Here is a 16,401-nt window from a genome sequence, read left to right as displayed (position 1 = left end):
CTCAAACCCCATCTTTGCCCTGCGGGCGGAACCGCGCCACCAGAGGATCAGCCGCCGCTGAGCCGCCGCGCGAAGAGTTCACCGTCGATACTGCCCGGGACGTCACCAGTCGCAGCCCGCACTCGACGAGCACCTCGTGGCTCGGCGACCATCCGCACCGCCCGCTCCCGCAACTCCGGCGGGTACACCCTTGACGCACCTGACGTGACTCCAAACTTCCCAAGAAGTGGAGTCTCCGGACATCCCGGGGCTGGCGCAGCGGCCGACCGTTCGAGGGGCGAACCATTTGAGGCGGAGAAGCCACGTCTGGTCGTCATGCCCACCCGTCCGCGATGTCCCTGGGTCAGGGCAACCCCCTTCTAAAACCTCAGAGTTCCAAAACGATGCGCAGAGCCGCATCCACTCGGCGCAGCTCCTCGAAGGTAAGGAAGCCAACACTCCTACCCAGCCTGCCCGGGTCGACCGCTGCCGTCTGCTCAGCAAGTACCCGGCTTCTCGTGCCCGCGACGTCCACTTCGGGCCGAAAACTCGCAGCACGAGCCGACGTCGACGTCGGTGCCACCAGCCAAGTCGACAACGGCAGTTGATCCGACTGGACTACGACGGCGTAGCGAGATCCGGATTGCTCGTGACCACGACCCCTCCGCGGCGTGTGCAATTCAAAGACCTCACCACGCACGCAACGTCTCCATATCGCGCAACACTTGCATTGCCTCCGCGCGGTCCGACTCATCTGCGGCCAGCGTCTCCGCTTCGGCGCGAATCGCAGCGCCAGCCTTCCGCCGCGCGGCATCAATAAGGGCGGCCCGAACGACCGCGGACACCGGCGAGCCGTCCCTGGTCAAAACTTCCAGCGCTCTCGAAGTGTCCTCATCCGGGCGGAATGTAATCGTGTCAGCCATAGCAAGTAGTGTACGACATTTCGTAAGACAGATCCGGAATTCCGCCGCGTCGGGCAAATACCTCCAAACGAAATCATGATCCACGGGACGATCACGGTGCATCGCCCGGGGCGCCGGGTTCAGTTCGCCGGTGTCCCCGGCGTTTCCGTTTCGCACGCCTGGAAGAGTCGGCTCAGTTCTGATCCGTCGATCTGGCAAGTGGCACCGCAAACTCCGCAAAGCCGGCGTTCACGCCGAACTGCACCTCGTCGAAGGCGCCTCGCACTTCACCTACTTCATCGAACCTTTTGCCGAGGAGTCCCAAGACGTCTTCGCCGAACTGGCGCGGTTCCTCGACACCCACCTGGGTAGCTGACGCGCTCCGAGACGCGCGTGGTGGACCTGGGGCTGCGGTGTGGGCGTTCCGCCCGCGGATTCCGGGGACCGGGTCAGGCCGACAGGGCAAGCGCGGGAGATTCGATCCACATTTCCGCGTCGTTGACGAATCCCGCTCCGAAGGCGACGGAAACGGCGTCGAACACCGTCGCGGCGGCGTCGTCCTCGACGAGCAGTTCGATACGGACAGCGGGGGTGAAACGCTGCGGGTTCCGGTAGCCGGCGTGATACCACTTGGTATCATCCCCGTTATGGCTATGACGTTGCGGCTCACCGAGGAGCAGACAGCGAAACTGCGCGCCACCGCCGAACGTGAGGGTGTCTCGATGCAAGCGGTCGCACTCAAAGCCATCGACGAGTACGTCGACCGTCGTATGCAGCGCCGCGACGAGATCATCGAGCAGATCTTCACTGAGGACGCTGAACTGTTTCGCCGTCTTGCCGACTCGTGATCGACTACCTGACGCTGGATGACGTGCTTGCGCTGACCGCCCGGGGCGGGTTCACCATCGCCGACTACGGCTTGGTCGAGTCCGCGTTGGCCCGCCCGCAGGCGTCGGTGTTCGGCGAGGACGCCTACCCAACGATCCATCAGAAGGCGGCCGCTCTGCTGCAGTCCATGGCCACCAATCACGCTCTAGCAGATGGCAACAAACGCACCGCCTGGGCGACAACCCGACTGTTCTACGGATTGAGCGACTACCGCATCACCGCCACCGAGGACGAGCGCTTCGAGTTGATCATCGCGGTGGCAACCCGTGAGTTGGACACCGTCAACATGATTGCGGCCCGGCTCGCGCAGATAGCTGTCACCTATTAGCGCATCTACAGGGACGCACCGGGGTGATCTTGTAAAGCATGACGCTCCACGGAGTCGTCAGGTCCGTTGGTTTGCCTGGGCTGCAGGGGGATTCACAACAGCGGGTGCACGCCTCTGTCACAGGCGACTTCGAGACCGCCGCCACCGTCGTCGCCTTCGAGCAGGTGTGGGTCGCCCGGTGCGGCAGCGTGGCGAATCCGAGAACCGTACGGTTGTGCGGGTAGGGCGCAATCCCGAACTGCGACGGCACCGTCGGGCTGTCGTTGACCGACCGACCAGATGTCTTGGCCACTGTATGGCCTCAGTCGAGGTGCCGGTCGGCATCCATCCGTTGGTGGAGGACGCGCACCACATCGATCACGTCGTCGCTGCCAATCCGGTAGTACAGCGTGTGCGATCCGACAGCGTGCTTGCGGTAGCCAGGACGAACGTCATTGCAGGCCCGCCCGATCGTCGGATTGGAGACGACGCGTTCGATCGCACGCTGGACTTCGCGCAGGTACTCCTCGGCTTGATCGTCATCCCACCGCTCAGAGCTGTAATCCCAGATCTGTTCTAGGTCGGCGCGTGCGGCTGGTGAAAGCACGTACCGGCTCACCGGCGACGAGGCTCCTCGGCTCGCTTACGAGCAACGAACTCGTCGAAGTCGAACGGCGTCGAGTCGCCACTTTGTTCGCCCGCAATGAGGGCCTGTCTCAACGCCTGCAGGCGGATCTCACGATCCTCAAGCAACCGTAGGGCAGACCGCACAACGTCGCTGGCCGAGCTGTAACGGCCGGAAGCAACCTCATCCTCGATGAACGCGCTGAAATGCTCATCAAGGCTGAACGACGTATTCCTACCCATATGCGTGAGGGTACCAATTCTTGGTATCGGCGGCTAGCTCCGCCATTGTCTGATCCCGCGCTGTTCCCAGCCGGTGCCCAGATGGAATACAGCAACACCAACACGGTGCTGCTCGGCATGGTGATCGAGAAGGTAACCGGCCAGCCGCTGGCGCAGGTGTTTCGAGCGAATCTGTTTGAACCGCTGGGTATGTCGCAGACCTCCTTCCCCGGCTCGTCGCCGGCCTTGCCCCAACCGCATCTCGACGGGGTCACCAATCAGCCGGACGGCACCGTGCGCGACGCCACCTGGATCACCACAACCCAGAGGGGTGTAGGCACCCGCCGGCATACGAAATCACCTCCGCGTCGCCGCCGCTGGAAGACAGTGCTGTCTACGTTGCTTCGCCAGGCCGAACGCTGTGATCGTCTCGAGGAGTTGGAAAAGATCGGGCCGCCGGCGGATTTGCACACCAGGCAATACAAGCCACAGTTCAGGGGCATCGGCCCGCGGCACGCACTGCAGCCGCAGGGACCGCACCGGTTCGAGGAATACGGGCGTCCTCGACGCGGAGCCGCCCGCATGCTGCCCGAGGATCTGGGCTTGCAATCGTCGGCCGTCGGTGCGGCGGACCACCATCGCCGATGGGGTTTTGGCGACCTCGAGAGTTCCGGTCGCCAACGAGCCGTCGGTGCCCACTTGTATGACGTCGTCCAGGAGCGGAACACTGAGCAGGATAGTTCCGGTGCTCATCTCAGAGACCGAACTTGCTACTCGCGCGGGCAAGCCGATCATCCGGTGGAACCCGCGGCCGACGTCAGCGGTGGATTCCACCGGCGGTCCCCTTTCCACGTCGAGTGCGCCAACATGATTGCCGGCCTCCAACCGTGTTGGTAATGATAATCGTTTGCATTGATCTCGCCCGCCGGGCAGGGAAACTGGCCCAGAGGGACCATTGCAGTCCCGGCACGGCGCATTGACATGCGCAACTGCGCATGAAACAGTTCTGCCCAAGTTGGAAACCGTTTTCGTTTGGGCAATGGTCCCCGTTGCTCGGTGATGACCCCGGGAGGACAATTGAAGTCCGCCACTTCCGACGCCGAGCGGACGGCGTTCGACCCTGATCGTCAGTGGCATCCGATGTCGCCCGCCATGCCGACGGCGCACGTCCTGAGGACCTCCAGCGTGCTGCTGCGTGCACTCTCAGCGCCGGTGCGGATCGCCATCGTCGTGCTGTTGTGCGAGTCGTCGCGATGTGTCCACGAACTGGTCGGCAGCCTTGGTCTTCCTCAGCCCCTGGTCAGCCAGCACTTGCGGGTGTTGAAGGCCGCCGGGGTGGTTTCCGGGGATCGCGCGGGGCGCGAAGTTCGTTATCGCCTGGTTGACAAGCATGTTTCCGACATCGTGGTGGCCGCAGTCAAGCACGCTGCAGAGGTCCGGTGATGGGCGCCGGGGCCGACTGCAGCCCACCGAGCATTCCCGGCACCCGGGCAACACGGCAGGGTGCGGCGGTCTGGGATCTGCTGGAGAACCTCGAGGAGTTTCGTTCTGCTCAGGAACTTCACGACGAGCTGCGCCGACGAGGCGAGGGCATCGGACTGACCACGGTGTACCGCCGGTTGCAATCCATGGCCGCCTCTGGCGTTGTCGACTCGCTCCGAACGGAGAACGGTGAGTCGGTCTATCGACGCTGCTCGCAACAGCACCATCACCATCTGGTATGCCGGCAATGCGGCGCGACTGTCGAAGTGCAAGGCACCCAAGTCGAGTCATGGGCCGCCGAAGTCGCGCGCGAAAACGGGTTCTCCGACATCAGCCACACGATCGAGATCTTCGGCCTCTGCGCCGAGTGCTCGGCGCGGAAGTGACGCTGAACTACCTCAGTTGACACCAGGCGAGGCGGTCCGCGCCCCGACCCGCGAGCGATCTCCTGCGCGCTGCAGGATCTACGAGGGCGGTGATGCGTGCCGTCGGGGTCAGTGGGTGTGGGCGATCACCCACGCGGGCAGCGGATCTGGAACCGGCCCTGACGGGCCAACTGACCAACCGCTTCGATGAGGTCTTCCTGCAGGGTGCAGCAGATGCACCCATTGGTCAGTTCGACCAGTTTCTCCTCGGTTCGGTCGAAATGGCCTTGCCCGGCAATTAGAGCAGCGTCGATGTTCACCTCGCTCATGTCGTTCACGATCACCGCGACCCGGCGAACCGCGGTTGAGCAGGGTGGTTTTGCCCGCGCCGAGGAAGCCGGACAACACGGTGACGGGCAGCTTCTGCGGTGTGGTGGCTGGCATGGTCACCGCTGCCCGTAGCGGCGCCGGAACTTCTCGACCTGTCCGGCCGAGTCGAGTACGCGGTGGGTTCCCGTCCAGAACGGATGGGAGTCCGCCGTCACGTCCACCACGACCAGCGGGTAGGTGCGGATACCGTCCGGGGTTTCCCAGTCGATGGTGCGTGAACTGGTGATCGTCGATCGGGTCAGGAACGCCTTGCCCGTGCTGGCGTCCTGGAACACGACGGGGCGGTAGTCGGGGTGGATGCCCGGTTTCATCGTTCCTCTTCTCTGTGGTGGTTGGGTCGCGCGGTGAGTTCATCGCGGACGTCGGGCAACTCCTCGCAGGGATCGGCGTGCCCATCCCCGAACGGGTCGGGGTACTGCGGCCATTCACCGGGCCGGGCCAGTTCGCGATCGGTGAGGAGCGCGCCCCGTAGGGCGCTGTCTATTTCGGCGGCCTGCCCATCGCAGACCAGCACCGCCATGGATATGTGCCGGTCGCCGAATCGGGCGTCCCACCCCATCGCCGCCAGTGCAAGTCGCTCGGGGTCTGTGCGGGCCAGCTCGTTGGGTTCCATTGCCGCCAGCCATGTTCCGGCGTTCTCGACGAGCACGCCGCCGCCGGCTGACTCGATCCACATGACGTCGTCGAGCCGGTTGGCGACGAACACCCGGCCTCGGGTCCGGACTACACCGTCGAGGAGCATGTCGATGGCGGCGTGCAGGCGCTGCGGGTGAAAGGGCCGTCGTGCTGTGAACTCCATCAGCGTGACCTGGCCGGCGGGATCCAGTGGTGGTTGGCCGGCCAGCAGCGCGTCGTGCGGGTCGCGCCGCCGGCCGCGGCGCGTGTGCGGGTCGAGGTGTGCCAGTGCCTGCTCGACACGGTCCACACCGACGGTGATGCGGGCCAGTGGGGCCAGCCGCCGCAGAACCGACAGCGTGGTGGCATCAGGCTGGTTGAGCACCAGCAGGTCGGCGAACTCCGCCTGGCCCACGACGACCTGGGCGACGGTCCGGCCATCGTCGAGTTCGTCGGAACCGACCGCCTGGTTCAGCCAATCGTCGGAGTCAACTGTTGTGACCACTGCGTCGATGCGGACGTCACGCCCGGCCGGGCCGTCGATATAGCCGGGTCCGACGTGAACCGGCACCTCGTCGATCGCCACGCAGAGGGGTTCGGGTTCCGACCACGCTGCCAGCAGCACGGCGATGCGCGTCACGTCGTCGCGGCGGTGCAGCCTGCGCAGCAGGACCAGCAGGTCGTTGCGGGTGGTGCAGCAGATGCAGCCATTGGTCAACTCCAACGGCCATGCACTGGTCGACAACTCACCGTTGCGCATGGTGCTGACCCAGCGCCGCACCACCTGCCCGTCAAATTCGTGTCCGACGACCGCCGTACCCGGGGTGGTCATCAGGGTGCCCGCCACTCGGTCGCTGTCACCTTGGCCGGCGACGAGGACTACTGGTGTACGCATTTCCCCCCTTCTAATGGGAACGATTTTCATCTAGTAGTCGGTTACGGTACCGTGCACTGAGGCTGCTTGTCGAAAACGATTGTCATTTGTTTTACCCGTGAAGGAGGCTGCGTGTCCGCGCACTGTCAGGTGACCGGGCGTTCACCGAGTTTCGGCAACTCGGTGTCGCACTCGCATCGTCGTACCCGCCGGCGCTGGAACCCCAACATCCAGCGCAAGACCTACTTCTTGCCGTCGCAGGGGCGCAGCATCACGCTTCGGGTCAGCACCAAGGGCATCAAGGTGATCGACCGCGACGGAATCGAAGCCGTCGTTGCCCGGCTGCGGGCCGCGGGGCAGAGGATCTGATGGCCAGCACTGAGATTCGGCCCGTGGTGAAGCTTCGCTCCACCGCCGGCACCGGCTACACCTACATCACCCGAAAGAACCGGCGCAACGATCCCGACCGATTGGTGCTCAACAAATACGACCCGATCATCCGCAGGCATGTCGACTTCCGCGAGGAGCGCTGAGATGGCCAAGAAATCCAAGATCGTCAAGAACGAACAGCGCCGCGCCATGGTGACGCGTTACGCCGAACGCCGCGCCGAACTGAAGGAAGTAATCCGGAGCCCATCGAGCACTGTCGGCGAGCGCGTCGCCGCCCAGTCGGCGCTGCAGCGGTTGCCGCGGGATTCCAGCGCTGTTCGGCTGCGCAATCGCGACGCCGTCGACGGTCGCCCCCGCGGTCATCTACGCAAGTTCGGCCTGTCCCGCGTCCGCGTCCGCGACATGGCACACCGCGGCGAGCTGCCCGGTATTCGCAAGGCGAGTTGGTAACCGGCGATGGCAGGCAGAAGCAAGCCGACCCGGCGACCACCCGCAGCCGATCCGCCGCGCAAGAGGGCCAACCCCTTCACGAAGCTCGGCATCACGACGGTCGACTACAAGGACACCGCCCTACTGCGGACGTTCATCTCCGAGCGAGGCAAGATCAGGTCCAGGCGCGTCACCGGGCTGACCGTTCAGCAGCAGCGCCAGGTAGCAATGGCGATCAAGAACGCCCGCGAGATGGCTCTACTGCCGTTCGCGGGTCCGTAGCGGAAGTCTCCTAGTAGGCGTAGGGGTTCTGCGGCGCCTCGATGGGTGTCACCGCCGAGACCGTCAGAGTCGGGGTCGACAACCCGGCCATATCGGAGGGTTTGGGGACCACGGTGCCCTCGACCCGCAGCCACGTCTCCTCGGGGTAGGTTGCCGCTGTGGCTGCGGCCGGGCCGCGCAGATGGAGTCGGGACAGCTGTCCATCGGCTGCACAGCAGATGATGACGACCCGACCCAAATCGACCTCGTCGCCATCCCTGATGGTGAAGCCGGTGACGGTGATCAGCCGACCCTCCAAAGTGAGGGCTGAGTCCCTGTTAACGCGGACCACCACCTCCGGAAGCGCAAGTTCCGGGGCTCGATCACCGGGCAACGGCGGAAAGGGGCGCAGTAACACCAGGCGCGGTAAGTCGGTGACCGCGGGCTCGGTCGCTCGCGCGCCCAGCGCCGGCGGGACCACGAAGCCCAGCAGCACGACGGGCAGCACCAGCAACCACACCACCCCGGACCGGTGCGCGTGTTCGATATCGGCGTCGCGGTGATCTGCATCGTCTCCGCCGCGGGCCCGGACATCCCGGATGGCCGCGGAAACTGCCAGCACGACGAGCAACACCGCCGTCATCGCCAACCACGGCATGAGGGTGGGTTTGACGTAGCGGGTGAAGGTGCCGGTGACGACGATCGCGGCGGTGCACATGCCCAGGAGGAACAGGACCACGTTCTCGGTGTTCCGGCTCAACGGGCACCCCCCAGGAAGAACAGTCCGACCACGGTGGCGACGACGGTGGCGACCACGAAGGTGGCCGGGGCGAACCGGTTCGCGAACGGGCGGCCGAACACCCCGGCCTGCATCGCAAACAGCTTCGCGTCAACCGCCGGTCCCACGACCAGAAACACCAGCCGCGGCAGCAGCGGCAACATGGTCAGGCTCGCTGCCACGAACGCGTCGGCCTCCGAGCACAGCGCCAGGACGAAGGCCAGGACCGCCATGGTGAGTATGCCGAGCAGCAGATGGCCGGCCAGGTGTTCGTACACCGACGGTGGCATCAGCACATTCAGTGCGGCAGCGGTGGCGGCGCCGAGGACCAGGTATGACGCGGCCTGCAGAAAGTCGTGGCGTGCCGCCTCGCTGAATACCGTCCACTTCGACCCGCCGCTGTGGGGTGATCGCGGCAGCCGCCGGGTGATCCAGTCGGCGCGGCCCCATCGTGACCAGACAGCGCCCATCGCGACCGCGGTGAGCAGGGATGCGGTGAACCGCGCGCCGACCATGGCCGGCTCGCCGGGAAAGGCCACCGCCGTCGAGACCAGGACCACCGGATTGATCGCCGGCGCGGCGAGCATGAAGGTCAACGCGGCCGCACCCTGCCGATCGCTCGACGGGCCGTCACCGAATAACCTGCGGGCCACTGGAACCGCTCCGCACTCGCAGCCCGGCAGGGCCGCGCCCCCGACCCCGGCCGTCACGATCGCCGCGCCCGTCCGCCGGGGCAGCCAGCGAGCCACACGGTCCGGGGAGACATACGTCGCGATCAAGCCGCTGATCACCACTCCGAAAGCCAGGAAGGGCAGCGCTTGGACAAAGACGCCGCAGAAGACGGTGGCAGCTTTCGCCAGGTCGGGCCGGCCCACCATGAAAGCCCGTATCGTGCCGGCGAACAGGGCCAGCCCGATCAGGCCCGCGAAGAGGAGTTGCATCGACCCGGCAAATCGCGGGCGGGTCCGCCCGGCAACTGTCACGGGCTTATCCTGCCAGCCGTCCTGCCATCACCGGTCGCCGCTCGGTCATTGGTGGCTGTGGTCGCCGCCAACCACTTCGGGCTTGAGATCCCCTACCGGGTCCGTGGATGGCCGTTGCGTCGCTGTAGATCGCGGCCGGACATGACGTTCGAGGGTCCAGACGACCAACCACACGCCGCATGCGATCGTGACGATGACGAAGCTCGGCGGCAGGTTGAACATCGCCGACATGACGACGCCGAGCCACACCGAGACCACGCTGATCACCGTGGAAATGATCATCGCCCGGGGGGGCTGCGGGGTCAGCATGATCGCGGTGGCGGCGGGGGTGACGATCAGGGCGAAGAGCAGCAGTGTGCCGACCGCCTGCACCGCCATCGTGATGGCTAAGCCGAGCAGCGCCATGAAGATCATCGACAGCAGGCGTACTGGCAGCCCTTTGGCCTGGGCGACCTCGACGCTGACCGAGGTGTAGAGCAAGGGCCGGTAGATGAAGCCGATGCAGGCCGCCAGCAGCACCAGCAGGACCGCGAATGTCACCAGCTGTTCGCGGGATATCGCCAGCAGATTGCCAAACAGCACATTGGTCATCGTGCTCGACGACTTGGTTGCCAGTGAGTTGAAGAACAGTCCGAAACCGGTGGCAAGGGCCAGAACGGTGCCAGTGGCCACTTCGGCGTCGGATCGGCGGGTACCGAGAACCCCGATGACCAATGCCCCGCCCACGCAGAACACGCCAAGACCCAGGGCGACGGGCAGGCCGAGGAGGACCGCGCCGGTGGCGCCGGGCAGACCGATGTGGGCCAGTGCGTGGGCTGCGAACGCGGTGTTGCGGACGACGACGAAGTAGCCGATCAGGCCGGCCGCGAGGGCCACGATCGTGCCGCCGGCCAACGCATTGGTCATGAACGGCGAGGTGAGGATCGGCCACCAGTTGTCCTGGTAGCCGAATGCCATCACGCGAGTCGTCATTACGTGCTCCTCATGTACAGCTCGCCCTGTGGTGTGCGGACGACCTGGATCGGGGTGCCGTACAGATGACTGAGGAGGTCTTCCTCGACCACCCCGCCGAGAGTGTCGAAGTGTGCGTGTCCGTCCAATAGATAGATCGCACTACTCAGCACGCCCAGCAGCGGGTTCAAGTCGTGGGCTACGACGAGGATCGTCACACCGAGTTGTTTGTTGAGACGGTCGAGCAGTTGGACGATCTCGCGCTGATTACGCAGATCCAGCGACGCCAGCGGCTCGTCGAGGATGAGGATCTTCGGGCCGGCCACCAGGGCCTCGGCGATCGCGACGCGCTGGCGCTGCCCGCCGGACAGCTCGGAGAGTCGGCGGCCGGCCAATGCCCCGGCGTCGACCCAGTCGAGCACCTCGGCGACCCGCCGCCGTTCCTCACCGGTGGGGCGTCCGAACGCCCACCGAGTTCCGTTTAGGCCCAGCATCACCGCATCGCACACCCGAATGGCGTCGCCCGGGGACGAGGCGTAGTTCTGCGGCACGTAGCCGATGAACTCGTTGACTTCCCCGGCCGGCTTTCCCAGCACACGAACGCGACCCGATGCGGGAGGTATGAGTCCCAGAATCACGTTCAGCAGGCTGGTCTTGCCCGATCCGTTGGATCCGATGACCGCGACGATGCCGCCGGCGGGAACTTCGAATGTGCCTTCGGACCAGATCAGAGTGCCGCCGCGCACCACGCTGACGTCATCGAATATCAGTGCGGGAGCGGTGGACTCGGGCTCACCCAGCGACACCGAGCGCCTTCGCCAGGGCGGTGAGCTGGGCGAGCTGCCACGTTTGGAACGACGTCGTTCCCGGCGGCACCGTCTCGGTCACCTCGACCACCGGCACGCCCGCGGTTTCGGCGGCAGTGCGGATCTGTTCGGGGACCGAGCCTTCCGTTTGTGTGTTGTAGATCAGAACGTTGATCTTTCGATCCGCCAGAGCACGGCGGAACGCCTCCAGATCTGCCGGCGAGGGATCGGACTCGTTCACCGACGCCGCCTTGTAGCCCGGGGGCGTGGCATTCACCAGGCCGACATCCTCTGCCGTGTAATCGAAGACGCTTTCGGTGGCCGCATAGGTCTTACCCGTCGCGCCTGCCTTGATGTCGCCGACCAGCTTGTTGTAGGGCTCGAGGCTGGTACCGAAGGCCGTTCGTTGGTCGGCGAAGTAGGCCTCTGCTTCGGGCGCCAGCTTGGCGAGTTCGGCGGTCACCGCGTCAGCGACCGCAACCACCGCGGTCGGGCTGTACCAGAGGTGCAGGTTGGCGCCCGCCGCCGTCTTGGTCACTACGCCCGCATCCACTACGGGCACCTTCGGAGCCGATGTCGCCGCGAACTTCGACGCCCACGGGTCGTAATCCGCTCCGTTGACGACAACGAGTTGCGCCTTCGAGAAGGTCGCCGCGTCCGCCGGGGAGGGTTCGAAATCGTGGGGATCGACAGACGAGCTGGCCAGCACCGTCGTCACCTGGGCGCACTCACCACCCAAGTCCCGGACGATATCGCCCCATTGATCCACGCTCACCACAACATTGACCGGCGTGGTGGGGCATCCACCGCTCGCCGCAGCCGTGGTGGAGGATTCGGCGGCCTTCCCGCCGTCACGGGTGGAGCATGCGGACACACCGAGGAGCGCGATGACCGCGGCCGTGACGCCGATCAGCCGGGGACGGATTGAGTTCATAAACGGAAATAGTAACCGTTTTCAATTGCAGGAGGGGCGCTGGGTGCTTTTTTCTGAATCCCTGCCGCGGCCGGCGTCATGTGCCGCCTGTAGTTCCCCACCCTCGACGGTGAAAAGCGTTGCGACGCAGGCGGAGCGGGAGCAGGCCGACATTCCAGCGGCCGGCCTGCACCCATGCACTGAGTCGAGCAATGTCTTCGGGGTCTCGAATCGGCCCTACGAGGCGCGCTGAGCAGATCGGCTTGCGGTCGATCGTGCAGGGCTGGAGCGCCACGAAAACCCCCTCGGCCGGCCACGCCGGGCAGGGGGCGCCGAACATGCAGGGAACGGTGACCAGTATCCCGAAGGGGCACTGTCGAACGACCTCACGGAGCGCGCCGACCACCCCGGTCTCCGCGAGTGAGCCACCCAGTCTAGGACCGCAGCCGCTGCAGACCACGGCGGTGAAGGCACGTTCCGTGGTGCGCGGAGGCTCGGCATTTGCTGCCGCGGCCTCCTGGATCATCGGTTGCCCCGAGTCCGCCGCAAGCACGGGTTAGGGCAACGATGGCGTTCGCAGGCGTTCGTGACTATCCGGTGCGCACGCCCCACCAGGGCACCTCCGATCTTATCGACAATAATTTTCGACAAGCAGTCGCCTGCACTGTACCGTCGAGCGCGCGTTAATGAAAACTGTATTCATTAGGAGGTTGCATGCGGACTCCGGTTCTGGTCGTCGCAGGGCAGGGCGACACCCACGGCGCAGTCGCCGCACTCTTACGAGCAGGGGGAACATTCGTCGTGCAACATCGCTTCGACGGTCACGTGGTGGAGCGCAGCGTGACCAACCTGCGCAACGGGACTCCCGTGACCACGGAGTCCATTCTGGAGCTGTGCCACGGCTGTGTCTCGTGCACGATCCGCAACGACCTGCTGAAGCTGTTGCGCCGAATGCACCGTTGGAAGGACGTCAACCGGGTGGTTGTCCACCTGGCGCCATGGCTTGAACCCCAGCCGATCTGCTGGGCGATCAATCACGTACGGGTACTGCTAGGCCCCGGGTTCATCGACGGCCCAGCCGCCCGCGATGTGCAGATCACCGCAGTGGTCACCTGTCTGGACACATGGAACTGGCTGGAGCAGGCGTTAGGCGATCAAGACCTTCGCGACGGGCGCACGCGCGCTCAAGTTGCGGTCGGGCAGGCCGAGTTCGCCGACGTCATCGTCGTTGACCACCTCGACAAGGCCACACTGGCGGTGCTGAGCCGGCTGGCCCCGCGCGCGACGGTGGTGCGCGACCAACGCCGCGTCGACGGGGCCGTGGCGAACCTGGGCGAGGACGCCCGCCGGGGCCGCGGCGACGATCCGCTCGGTCCGCTGCTGATCGGCCAGCCGCCCCTGGACTTCGACGGGGAGGTCGGCATCGTCGAGTTCGGTGCCAACAGACCGTTTCATCCTCAACGGCTGCATGAGGCACTGGACGTTCTGCTCAACGGTGTGGTGCGGACGCGGGGACGGATCTGGGTCGCCAACCATCCTTCCAACGTCATGTGTCTGGAGTCAGCGGGCGGTGGATTGAGGGTCTACTCCGGTGGGAAATGGCTCGCCGCAATGACCGACTCGGAGATCGCTAATGTCGATGAGCAGCGACGCGTCCTGGCCGGTCTTACCTGGGACACCCGGCATGGCGACCGGCACACCTCGCTGGTCGCACTTGCCTGCGGCGCGCGACCTGAAAAAATCCGTCGAGAACTTGAGGCGGCGCTGCTGACCGACCCCGAGATGGCCGATCCCGGCCAATGGCGCTGCTATGCGGACCCGTTCGGCGACGGGCATGAGGACCCTTGCGTCGACTCGCCCAACACCGAGATGCGCACACCGAACACCGAGCACCGAGACGACCGTTAATACCCCGACCTCAACCTGACTACCGGGGACCGAAAGAGCGGTAGCTGCCGAGCTCCCCGCAGCGCTGATACAACCTAGCCGGATCAGCGATCAGTGCTCGTGTACGTGGTCGCCGTGCTGGAAGTGTCGGTGGCCGTCGTGGACATGGTCGACGTGGTCGCCGTGCTGAACCGTCTCACACCCGTCGTTCTCGGTGTGCGCGGAGCCGTGATCGGAGTGGATCTTCACCTCAGGGTGCCGCTCGCCGTCGTGGATATGGTCGATATGGTCTCCATGCTTGACGGTCTGGTGGCCGTCGCCCGGAAGGTGCTCGTGGTCGACCGGTTCGACGTGGTCCGCTGGTGTCATCGTTCCTCCAAGAGTTGCCTGCGTTGAGCCTAACTAGATGACCGCAATAGCGTCCCATAGAATTGGAAATTATTTTCATTAGAGATGCGGTCACTTTCCATCAGGCAGGATTCGACTGACACAATGGCCTGGTGCGCGCAGTGAGGACCGGCCGATTGCCGGAGTCGGCCTCGATGCCGGTTCTCGTCGCGGTGATAGTGGCGTTGACCCTGCTGGGCGGCACAATGCGCGCCGCGGTCTACGACAGCGCCGCGTTGTCGACAGCCGGCACCGTGTTCAGCGGCATCTTCGTCCAGGCCCTGCCATTCCTGGCGCTCGGAGTGACGTTGAGCGCGTTGATCGCGGTGTTCGTCACCCCCGACAGGCTGTCCCGGTGGCTGCCGCAGCGCCCCGCCGCGGCGGTGCTCACCGCGGCCGCCAGTGGTGCGGCGCTCCCAGGGTGCGAGTGCGGTTCGGTGCCGATAGCCCGCCGACTGTTCGGGCAGGGTGCGGTGGGCGCAGCGGCGCTGACCTTCATGCTGGCCGCCCCCGCCATCAACCCGGTGGTGGTGGTGTCCACCGTGGTGGCGTTTCCCGGCCAACCACAGATGGTGCTCGCCCGCGTCAGTGCATCACTGCTGACCGCTATCGTCATGGGGCTGGCCTGGTCCCGCTGGGGAAACACCGCATGGATCACCCGCCGGCTACCGCGCGCCAGCGACGGCCAGGGGTCGCGCTGGCAGACATTCATCGAGGCCGCCCGCCACGATTTCATTCAGGCAGCGTCCTACTTGGTGATCGGCGCTGCGGCGGCGGCCGCGCTGCACGTGGTCGTGCCGGATTGGTTGATGGCGCACCTGGCCGGACAGCTGCTACTCGGCGTGCTGGTGATGGCGGTCCTCGCGGTGGTGCTCTCGTTATGCTCGGAGGCCGACGCGTTCGTCGCCGCGAGCTTGACCATGGTGCCCCTGGTCCCGCGCCTGGTTTTCCTCGTCGTGGGTCCGGCCATCGACGTCAAGCTGTTCGCGATGCAGTCGGGAATGTTCGGCCGCGCCTTCGCAATCCGCTTCGCCCCCGCCACGTTCGTGGTGGCCACCGTGGCGGCAACCGCGATCGGCGTGCTGGTGCTGGGCCGCGGCGCATGAGTCGGGAGGCCGAGAACGCACTGCTGCTCCTCGTCGGTATCGCGACGGCCATGATCACCATCGGCGGCGCCTACACCCGATATGTCAAAGCATCGCTGCTTCCGTGGCTGACGGTGACCGCGGTGATACTGATCGGTTTGGCGTTGGTGTCGATGGCCGCCGACATCAGGCGCGGCTCACCACCCGAGGACGATCACAGCGACCACTCCCATCGCGGCTCGATCGCCTGGTTGCTGCTCGTTCCGATCGCCGTGCTCATCTTCATCACCCCCCCGGCGCTGCGCCCGGAGGCCGCCGCGGCGAAGGTCACCGCAGTGTCAACCGAAGTGCTCCGCCGGCCGTTTCCGGCGCTGCCGCAGGGACGCGCACCGGAAGTGTCGCTACCCGACGTCATGATCCGCGCGGCCCAGGACACCGCCGGCACCCTGGATGGTCGCCTCATCACCGTCATCGGCTTCACCCTCCCGGAGGCAGGCGGAGTCGACCTGGGCAGGGTCGTGATCATCTGCTGTGCTGCCGATGCCCAACTGGCCCGCATCCACCTGCGCGGACCCGCAGCCACCGGCCTCGGGAACTACCCTGAGGAAACCTGGCTGAAAGTCGAGGGAACCGTTCTCCCCGGCAAGACCGACGGGGACTCGACGTCGATACCGACCCTGCAAGTCCAGTCCGCCACCCGGATCGACGCCCCAGCCAACGCCTACGCCTGAACGGCTTCAGCGCCCTTCCAATGACAACTCCCGTCACCGGAGGTTAAATGCCTACCGGCAAGGGTGCGGGATTTCGCAGAGCACCGCAGCGCCGACGGTAGAGCGCCAGCATGGGCCGCCCGCCAGCCTTTGAATACTCCTCAGCCTTGACG

At 65.5% G+C, this 16,401-nt stretch carries 26 protein-coding genes and 1 pseudogene; 14 read left to right on the top strand and 13 right to left on the bottom strand.

The genetic code is table 11. The features are described 5' to 3' along the window. Nucleotides 1-367: 367 nt before the first annotated feature. Complete coding sequence (locus ADBZ5U_RS03375) at nucleotides 368-679, bottom strand: type II toxin-antitoxin system PemK/MazF family toxin (RefSeq protein WP_526262356.1); 312 nt, start codon at nucleotides 677-679, stop codon at nucleotides 368-370. Continuing rightward, nucleotides 669-902, bottom strand: coding sequence for a hypothetical protein (locus ADBZ5U_RS03370; RefSeq protein WP_526262354.1), 234 nt, complete (start codon nucleotides 900-902; stop codon nucleotides 669-671). The genes ADBZ5U_RS03375 and ADBZ5U_RS03370 overlap by 11 nt, the downstream gene beginning before the upstream one ends. Nucleotides 903-1,032: 130 nt before the next feature. Between ADBZ5U_RS03370 and ADBZ5U_RS03365 the strand changes: the two genes are divergently transcribed. Continuing rightward, on the top strand, nucleotides 1,033-1,257 hold the full coding sequence (locus tag ADBZ5U_RS03365; protein WP_526262352.1) for an alpha/beta hydrolase: 225 nt from the start codon (nucleotides 1,033-1,035) through the stop codon (nucleotides 1,255-1,257). Nucleotides 1,258-1,330: 73 nt separating this feature from the next. On the opposite strand, the gene ADBZ5U_RS03360 is transcribed toward ADBZ5U_RS03365, so the two are convergent. Continuing rightward, nucleotides 1,331-1,609: a hypothetical protein gene (locus tag ADBZ5U_RS03360; protein ID WP_526262350.1), complete on the bottom strand. Its 279-nt coding sequence runs from the start codon at nucleotides 1,607-1,609 to the stop codon at nucleotides 1,331-1,333. On the opposite strand from ADBZ5U_RS03360, the gene ADBZ5U_RS03355 reads away from it, so the two are divergent. Together ADBZ5U_RS03355 and ADBZ5U_RS03350 are read left to right on the top strand one after the other, a co-directional pair. Further along, nucleotides 1,604-1,729, top strand: a complete 126-nt coding sequence (locus ADBZ5U_RS03355) for a hypothetical protein (RefSeq protein ID WP_526262348.1) — start codon at nucleotides 1,604-1,606, stop codon at nucleotides 1,727-1,729. The two genes, ADBZ5U_RS03360 and ADBZ5U_RS03355, sit on opposite strands and share 6 nt — an antisense overlap. After that, on the top strand, nucleotides 1,726-2,097 hold the full coding sequence (locus ADBZ5U_RS03350; protein ID WP_526262346.1) for a type II toxin-antitoxin system death-on-curing family toxin: 372 nt from the start codon (nucleotides 1,726-1,728) through the stop codon (nucleotides 2,095-2,097). Before ADBZ5U_RS03355 ends, ADBZ5U_RS03350 begins: the two co-directional genes overlap by 4 nt. 301 nt (nucleotides 2,098-2,398) lie before the next feature. Here ADBZ5U_RS03350 and ADBZ5U_RS03345 read toward each other — a convergent pair whose 3' ends face one another. Next, nucleotides 2,399-2,695, bottom strand: a complete 297-nt coding sequence (locus tag ADBZ5U_RS03345) for a type II toxin-antitoxin system RelE/ParE family toxin (protein WP_526262344.1) — start codon at nucleotides 2,693-2,695, stop codon at nucleotides 2,399-2,401. Then, on the bottom strand, nucleotides 2,692-2,943 hold the full coding sequence (locus tag ADBZ5U_RS03340; protein ID WP_526262342.1) for a type II toxin-antitoxin system ParD family antitoxin: 252 nt from the start codon (nucleotides 2,941-2,943) through the stop codon (nucleotides 2,692-2,694). The genes ADBZ5U_RS03345 and ADBZ5U_RS03340 overlap by 4 nt, the downstream gene beginning before the upstream one ends. On the opposite strand from ADBZ5U_RS03340, the gene ADBZ5U_RS03335 reads away from it, so the two are divergent. The 3 genes from ADBZ5U_RS03335 to ADBZ5U_RS03325 all read left to right on the top strand — a co-directional run bounded on the left by ADBZ5U_RS03335 (nucleotide 2,908) and on the right by ADBZ5U_RS03325 (nucleotide 4,790). Next, a complete protein-coding gene (locus tag ADBZ5U_RS03335) occupies nucleotides 2,908-3,819 on the top strand; it encodes a serine hydrolase domain-containing protein (protein ID WP_526262340.1) in 912 nt (303 codons plus the stop codon). The genes ADBZ5U_RS03340 and ADBZ5U_RS03335 overlap by 36 nt on opposite strands. 243 nt (nucleotides 3,820-4,062) lie before the next feature. After that, nucleotides 4,063-4,365, top strand: a complete 303-nt coding sequence (locus ADBZ5U_RS03330) for an ArsR/SmtB family transcription factor (protein WP_526262390.1) — start codon at nucleotides 4,063-4,065, stop codon at nucleotides 4,363-4,365. Continuing rightward, on the top strand, nucleotides 4,365-4,790 hold the full coding sequence (locus ADBZ5U_RS03325) for a Fur family transcriptional regulator (protein ID WP_526262338.1): 426 nt from the start codon (nucleotides 4,365-4,367) through the stop codon (nucleotides 4,788-4,790). Before ADBZ5U_RS03330 ends, ADBZ5U_RS03325 begins: the two co-directional genes overlap by 1 nt. A 149-nt stretch (nucleotides 4,791-4,939) precedes the next feature. On the opposite strand, the pseudogene ADBZ5U_RS03320 reads toward ADBZ5U_RS03325, so the two are convergent. From ADBZ5U_RS03320 to mrf (ADBZ5U_RS03310), 3 genes and pseudogenes are all read right to left on the bottom strand, one after another. Beyond that, nucleotides 4,940-5,213, bottom strand: a pseudogene (locus ADBZ5U_RS03320) (GTP-binding protein); the annotation flags it as partial. A 2-nt stretch (nucleotides 5,214-5,215) separates the two neighbouring features. Next, complete coding sequence (locus ADBZ5U_RS03315) at nucleotides 5,216-5,470, bottom strand: type B 50S ribosomal protein L31 (protein ID WP_509638471.1); 255 nt, start codon at nucleotides 5,468-5,470, stop codon at nucleotides 5,216-5,218. After that, on the bottom strand, nucleotides 5,467-6,669 hold the full coding sequence (gene mrf, locus ADBZ5U_RS03310) for a ribosome hibernation factor-recruiting GTPase MRF (protein WP_526262335.1): 1,203 nt from the start codon (nucleotides 6,667-6,669) through the stop codon (nucleotides 5,467-5,469). Before mrf (ADBZ5U_RS03310) ends, ADBZ5U_RS03315 begins: the two co-directional genes overlap by 4 nt. Before the next feature lie 111 nt (nucleotides 6,670-6,780). On the opposite strand from mrf (ADBZ5U_RS03310), the gene rpmB reads away from it, so the two are divergent. The 4 genes from rpmB to rpsR are packed head-to-tail and all read left to right on the top strand — an operon-like array spanning nucleotide 6,781 to nucleotide 7,749. Further along, nucleotides 6,781-7,017: a 50S ribosomal protein L28 gene (gene rpmB, locus ADBZ5U_RS03305; RefSeq protein WP_526262333.1), complete on the top strand. Its 237-nt coding sequence runs from the start codon at nucleotides 6,781-6,783 to the stop codon at nucleotides 7,015-7,017. Next, nucleotides 7,017-7,181, top strand: coding sequence for a 50S ribosomal protein L33 (rpmG, locus tag ADBZ5U_RS03300; protein ID WP_526262331.1), 165 nt, complete (start codon nucleotides 7,017-7,019; stop codon nucleotides 7,179-7,181). The genes rpmB and rpmG overlap by 1 nt, the downstream gene beginning before the upstream one ends. Before the next feature lies 1 nt (nucleotide 7,182). Then, nucleotides 7,183-7,488, top strand: coding sequence for a 30S ribosomal protein S14 (gene rpsN / locus ADBZ5U_RS03295; RefSeq protein WP_526262329.1), 306 nt, complete (start codon nucleotides 7,183-7,185; stop codon nucleotides 7,486-7,488). A gap of 6 nt (nucleotides 7,489-7,494) precedes the next feature. Further along, nucleotides 7,495-7,749 (top strand): 30S ribosomal protein S18, encoded by a 255-nt coding sequence (rpsR, locus tag ADBZ5U_RS03290; RefSeq protein ID WP_526262327.1) that lies wholly within the window; start codon nucleotides 7,495-7,497, stop codon nucleotides 7,747-7,749. 10 nt (nucleotides 7,750-7,759) lie between these two features. Here the strand turns inward: rpsR and ADBZ5U_RS03285 are convergent, their stop codons facing one another. The 5 genes from ADBZ5U_RS03285 to ADBZ5U_RS03265 all read right to left on the bottom strand — a co-directional run bounded on the left by ADBZ5U_RS03285 (nucleotide 7,760) and on the right by ADBZ5U_RS03265 (nucleotide 12,180). Continuing rightward, on the bottom strand, nucleotides 7,760-8,488 hold the full coding sequence (locus tag ADBZ5U_RS03285; RefSeq protein WP_526262324.1) for a TIGR03943 family putative permease subunit: 729 nt from the start codon (nucleotides 8,486-8,488) through the stop codon (nucleotides 7,760-7,762). Next, a complete protein-coding gene (locus tag ADBZ5U_RS03280) occupies nucleotides 8,485-9,447 on the bottom strand; it encodes a permease (RefSeq protein WP_526262388.1) in 963 nt (320 codons plus the stop codon). The genes ADBZ5U_RS03285 and ADBZ5U_RS03280 overlap by 4 nt, the downstream gene beginning before the upstream one ends. Before the next feature lie 87 nt (nucleotides 9,448-9,534). Next, entirely contained in the window at nucleotides 9,535-10,461 is a 927-nt protein-coding gene (locus ADBZ5U_RS03275; RefSeq protein WP_526262322.1) for a metal ABC transporter permease, read from the bottom strand. Next, complete coding sequence (locus ADBZ5U_RS03270; RefSeq protein WP_526262386.1) at nucleotides 10,461-11,240, bottom strand: metal ABC transporter ATP-binding protein; 780 nt, start codon at nucleotides 11,238-11,240, stop codon at nucleotides 10,461-10,463. The genes ADBZ5U_RS03275 and ADBZ5U_RS03270 overlap by 1 nt, the downstream gene beginning before the upstream one ends. Beyond that, entirely contained in the window at nucleotides 11,233-12,180 is a 948-nt protein-coding gene (locus ADBZ5U_RS03265) for a metal ABC transporter solute-binding protein, Zn/Mn family (protein WP_526262320.1), read from the bottom strand. Before ADBZ5U_RS03265 ends, ADBZ5U_RS03270 begins: the two co-directional genes overlap by 8 nt. A 693-nt stretch (nucleotides 12,181-12,873) precedes the next feature. On the opposite strand from ADBZ5U_RS03265, the gene mrf (ADBZ5U_RS03260) reads away from it, so the two are divergent. From mrf (ADBZ5U_RS03260) to ADBZ5U_RS03245, 4 genes are all read left to right on the top strand, one after another. Further along, entirely contained in the window at nucleotides 12,874-14,067 is a 1,194-nt protein-coding gene (gene mrf, locus ADBZ5U_RS03260) for a ribosome hibernation factor-recruiting GTPase MRF (protein ID WP_526262318.1), read from the top strand. A 93-nt stretch (nucleotides 14,068-14,160) separates the two neighbouring features. Next, a complete protein-coding gene (locus tag ADBZ5U_RS03255; RefSeq protein WP_526262316.1) occupies nucleotides 14,161-14,442 on the top strand; it encodes a hypothetical protein in 282 nt (93 codons plus the stop codon). Nucleotides 14,443-14,588: 146 nt separating this feature from the next. Beyond that, entirely contained in the window at nucleotides 14,589-15,539 is a 951-nt protein-coding gene (locus tag ADBZ5U_RS03250) for a permease (RefSeq protein ID WP_526262384.1), read from the top strand. Further along, nucleotides 15,536-16,249 carry a TIGR03943 family putative permease subunit gene (locus ADBZ5U_RS03245; RefSeq protein ID WP_526262314.1) on the top strand — a complete coding sequence of 238 codons (714 nt, stop codon included), beginning with the start codon at nucleotides 15,536-15,538 and terminating at the stop codon, nucleotides 16,247-16,249. Before ADBZ5U_RS03250 ends, ADBZ5U_RS03245 begins: the two co-directional genes overlap by 4 nt. Nucleotides 16,250-16,401: the final 152 nt, after the last annotated feature.

Source organism: Mycobacterium sp. (assembly GCF_040398885.1).
Taxonomy (GTDB): domain Bacteria; phylum Actinomycetota; class Actinomycetes; order Mycobacteriales; family Mycobacteriaceae; genus Mycobacterium.
The sequence above is the reverse complement of the archived record's forward strand: the minus strand, read 5'-3'. Positions and strand labels throughout refer to the sequence as shown.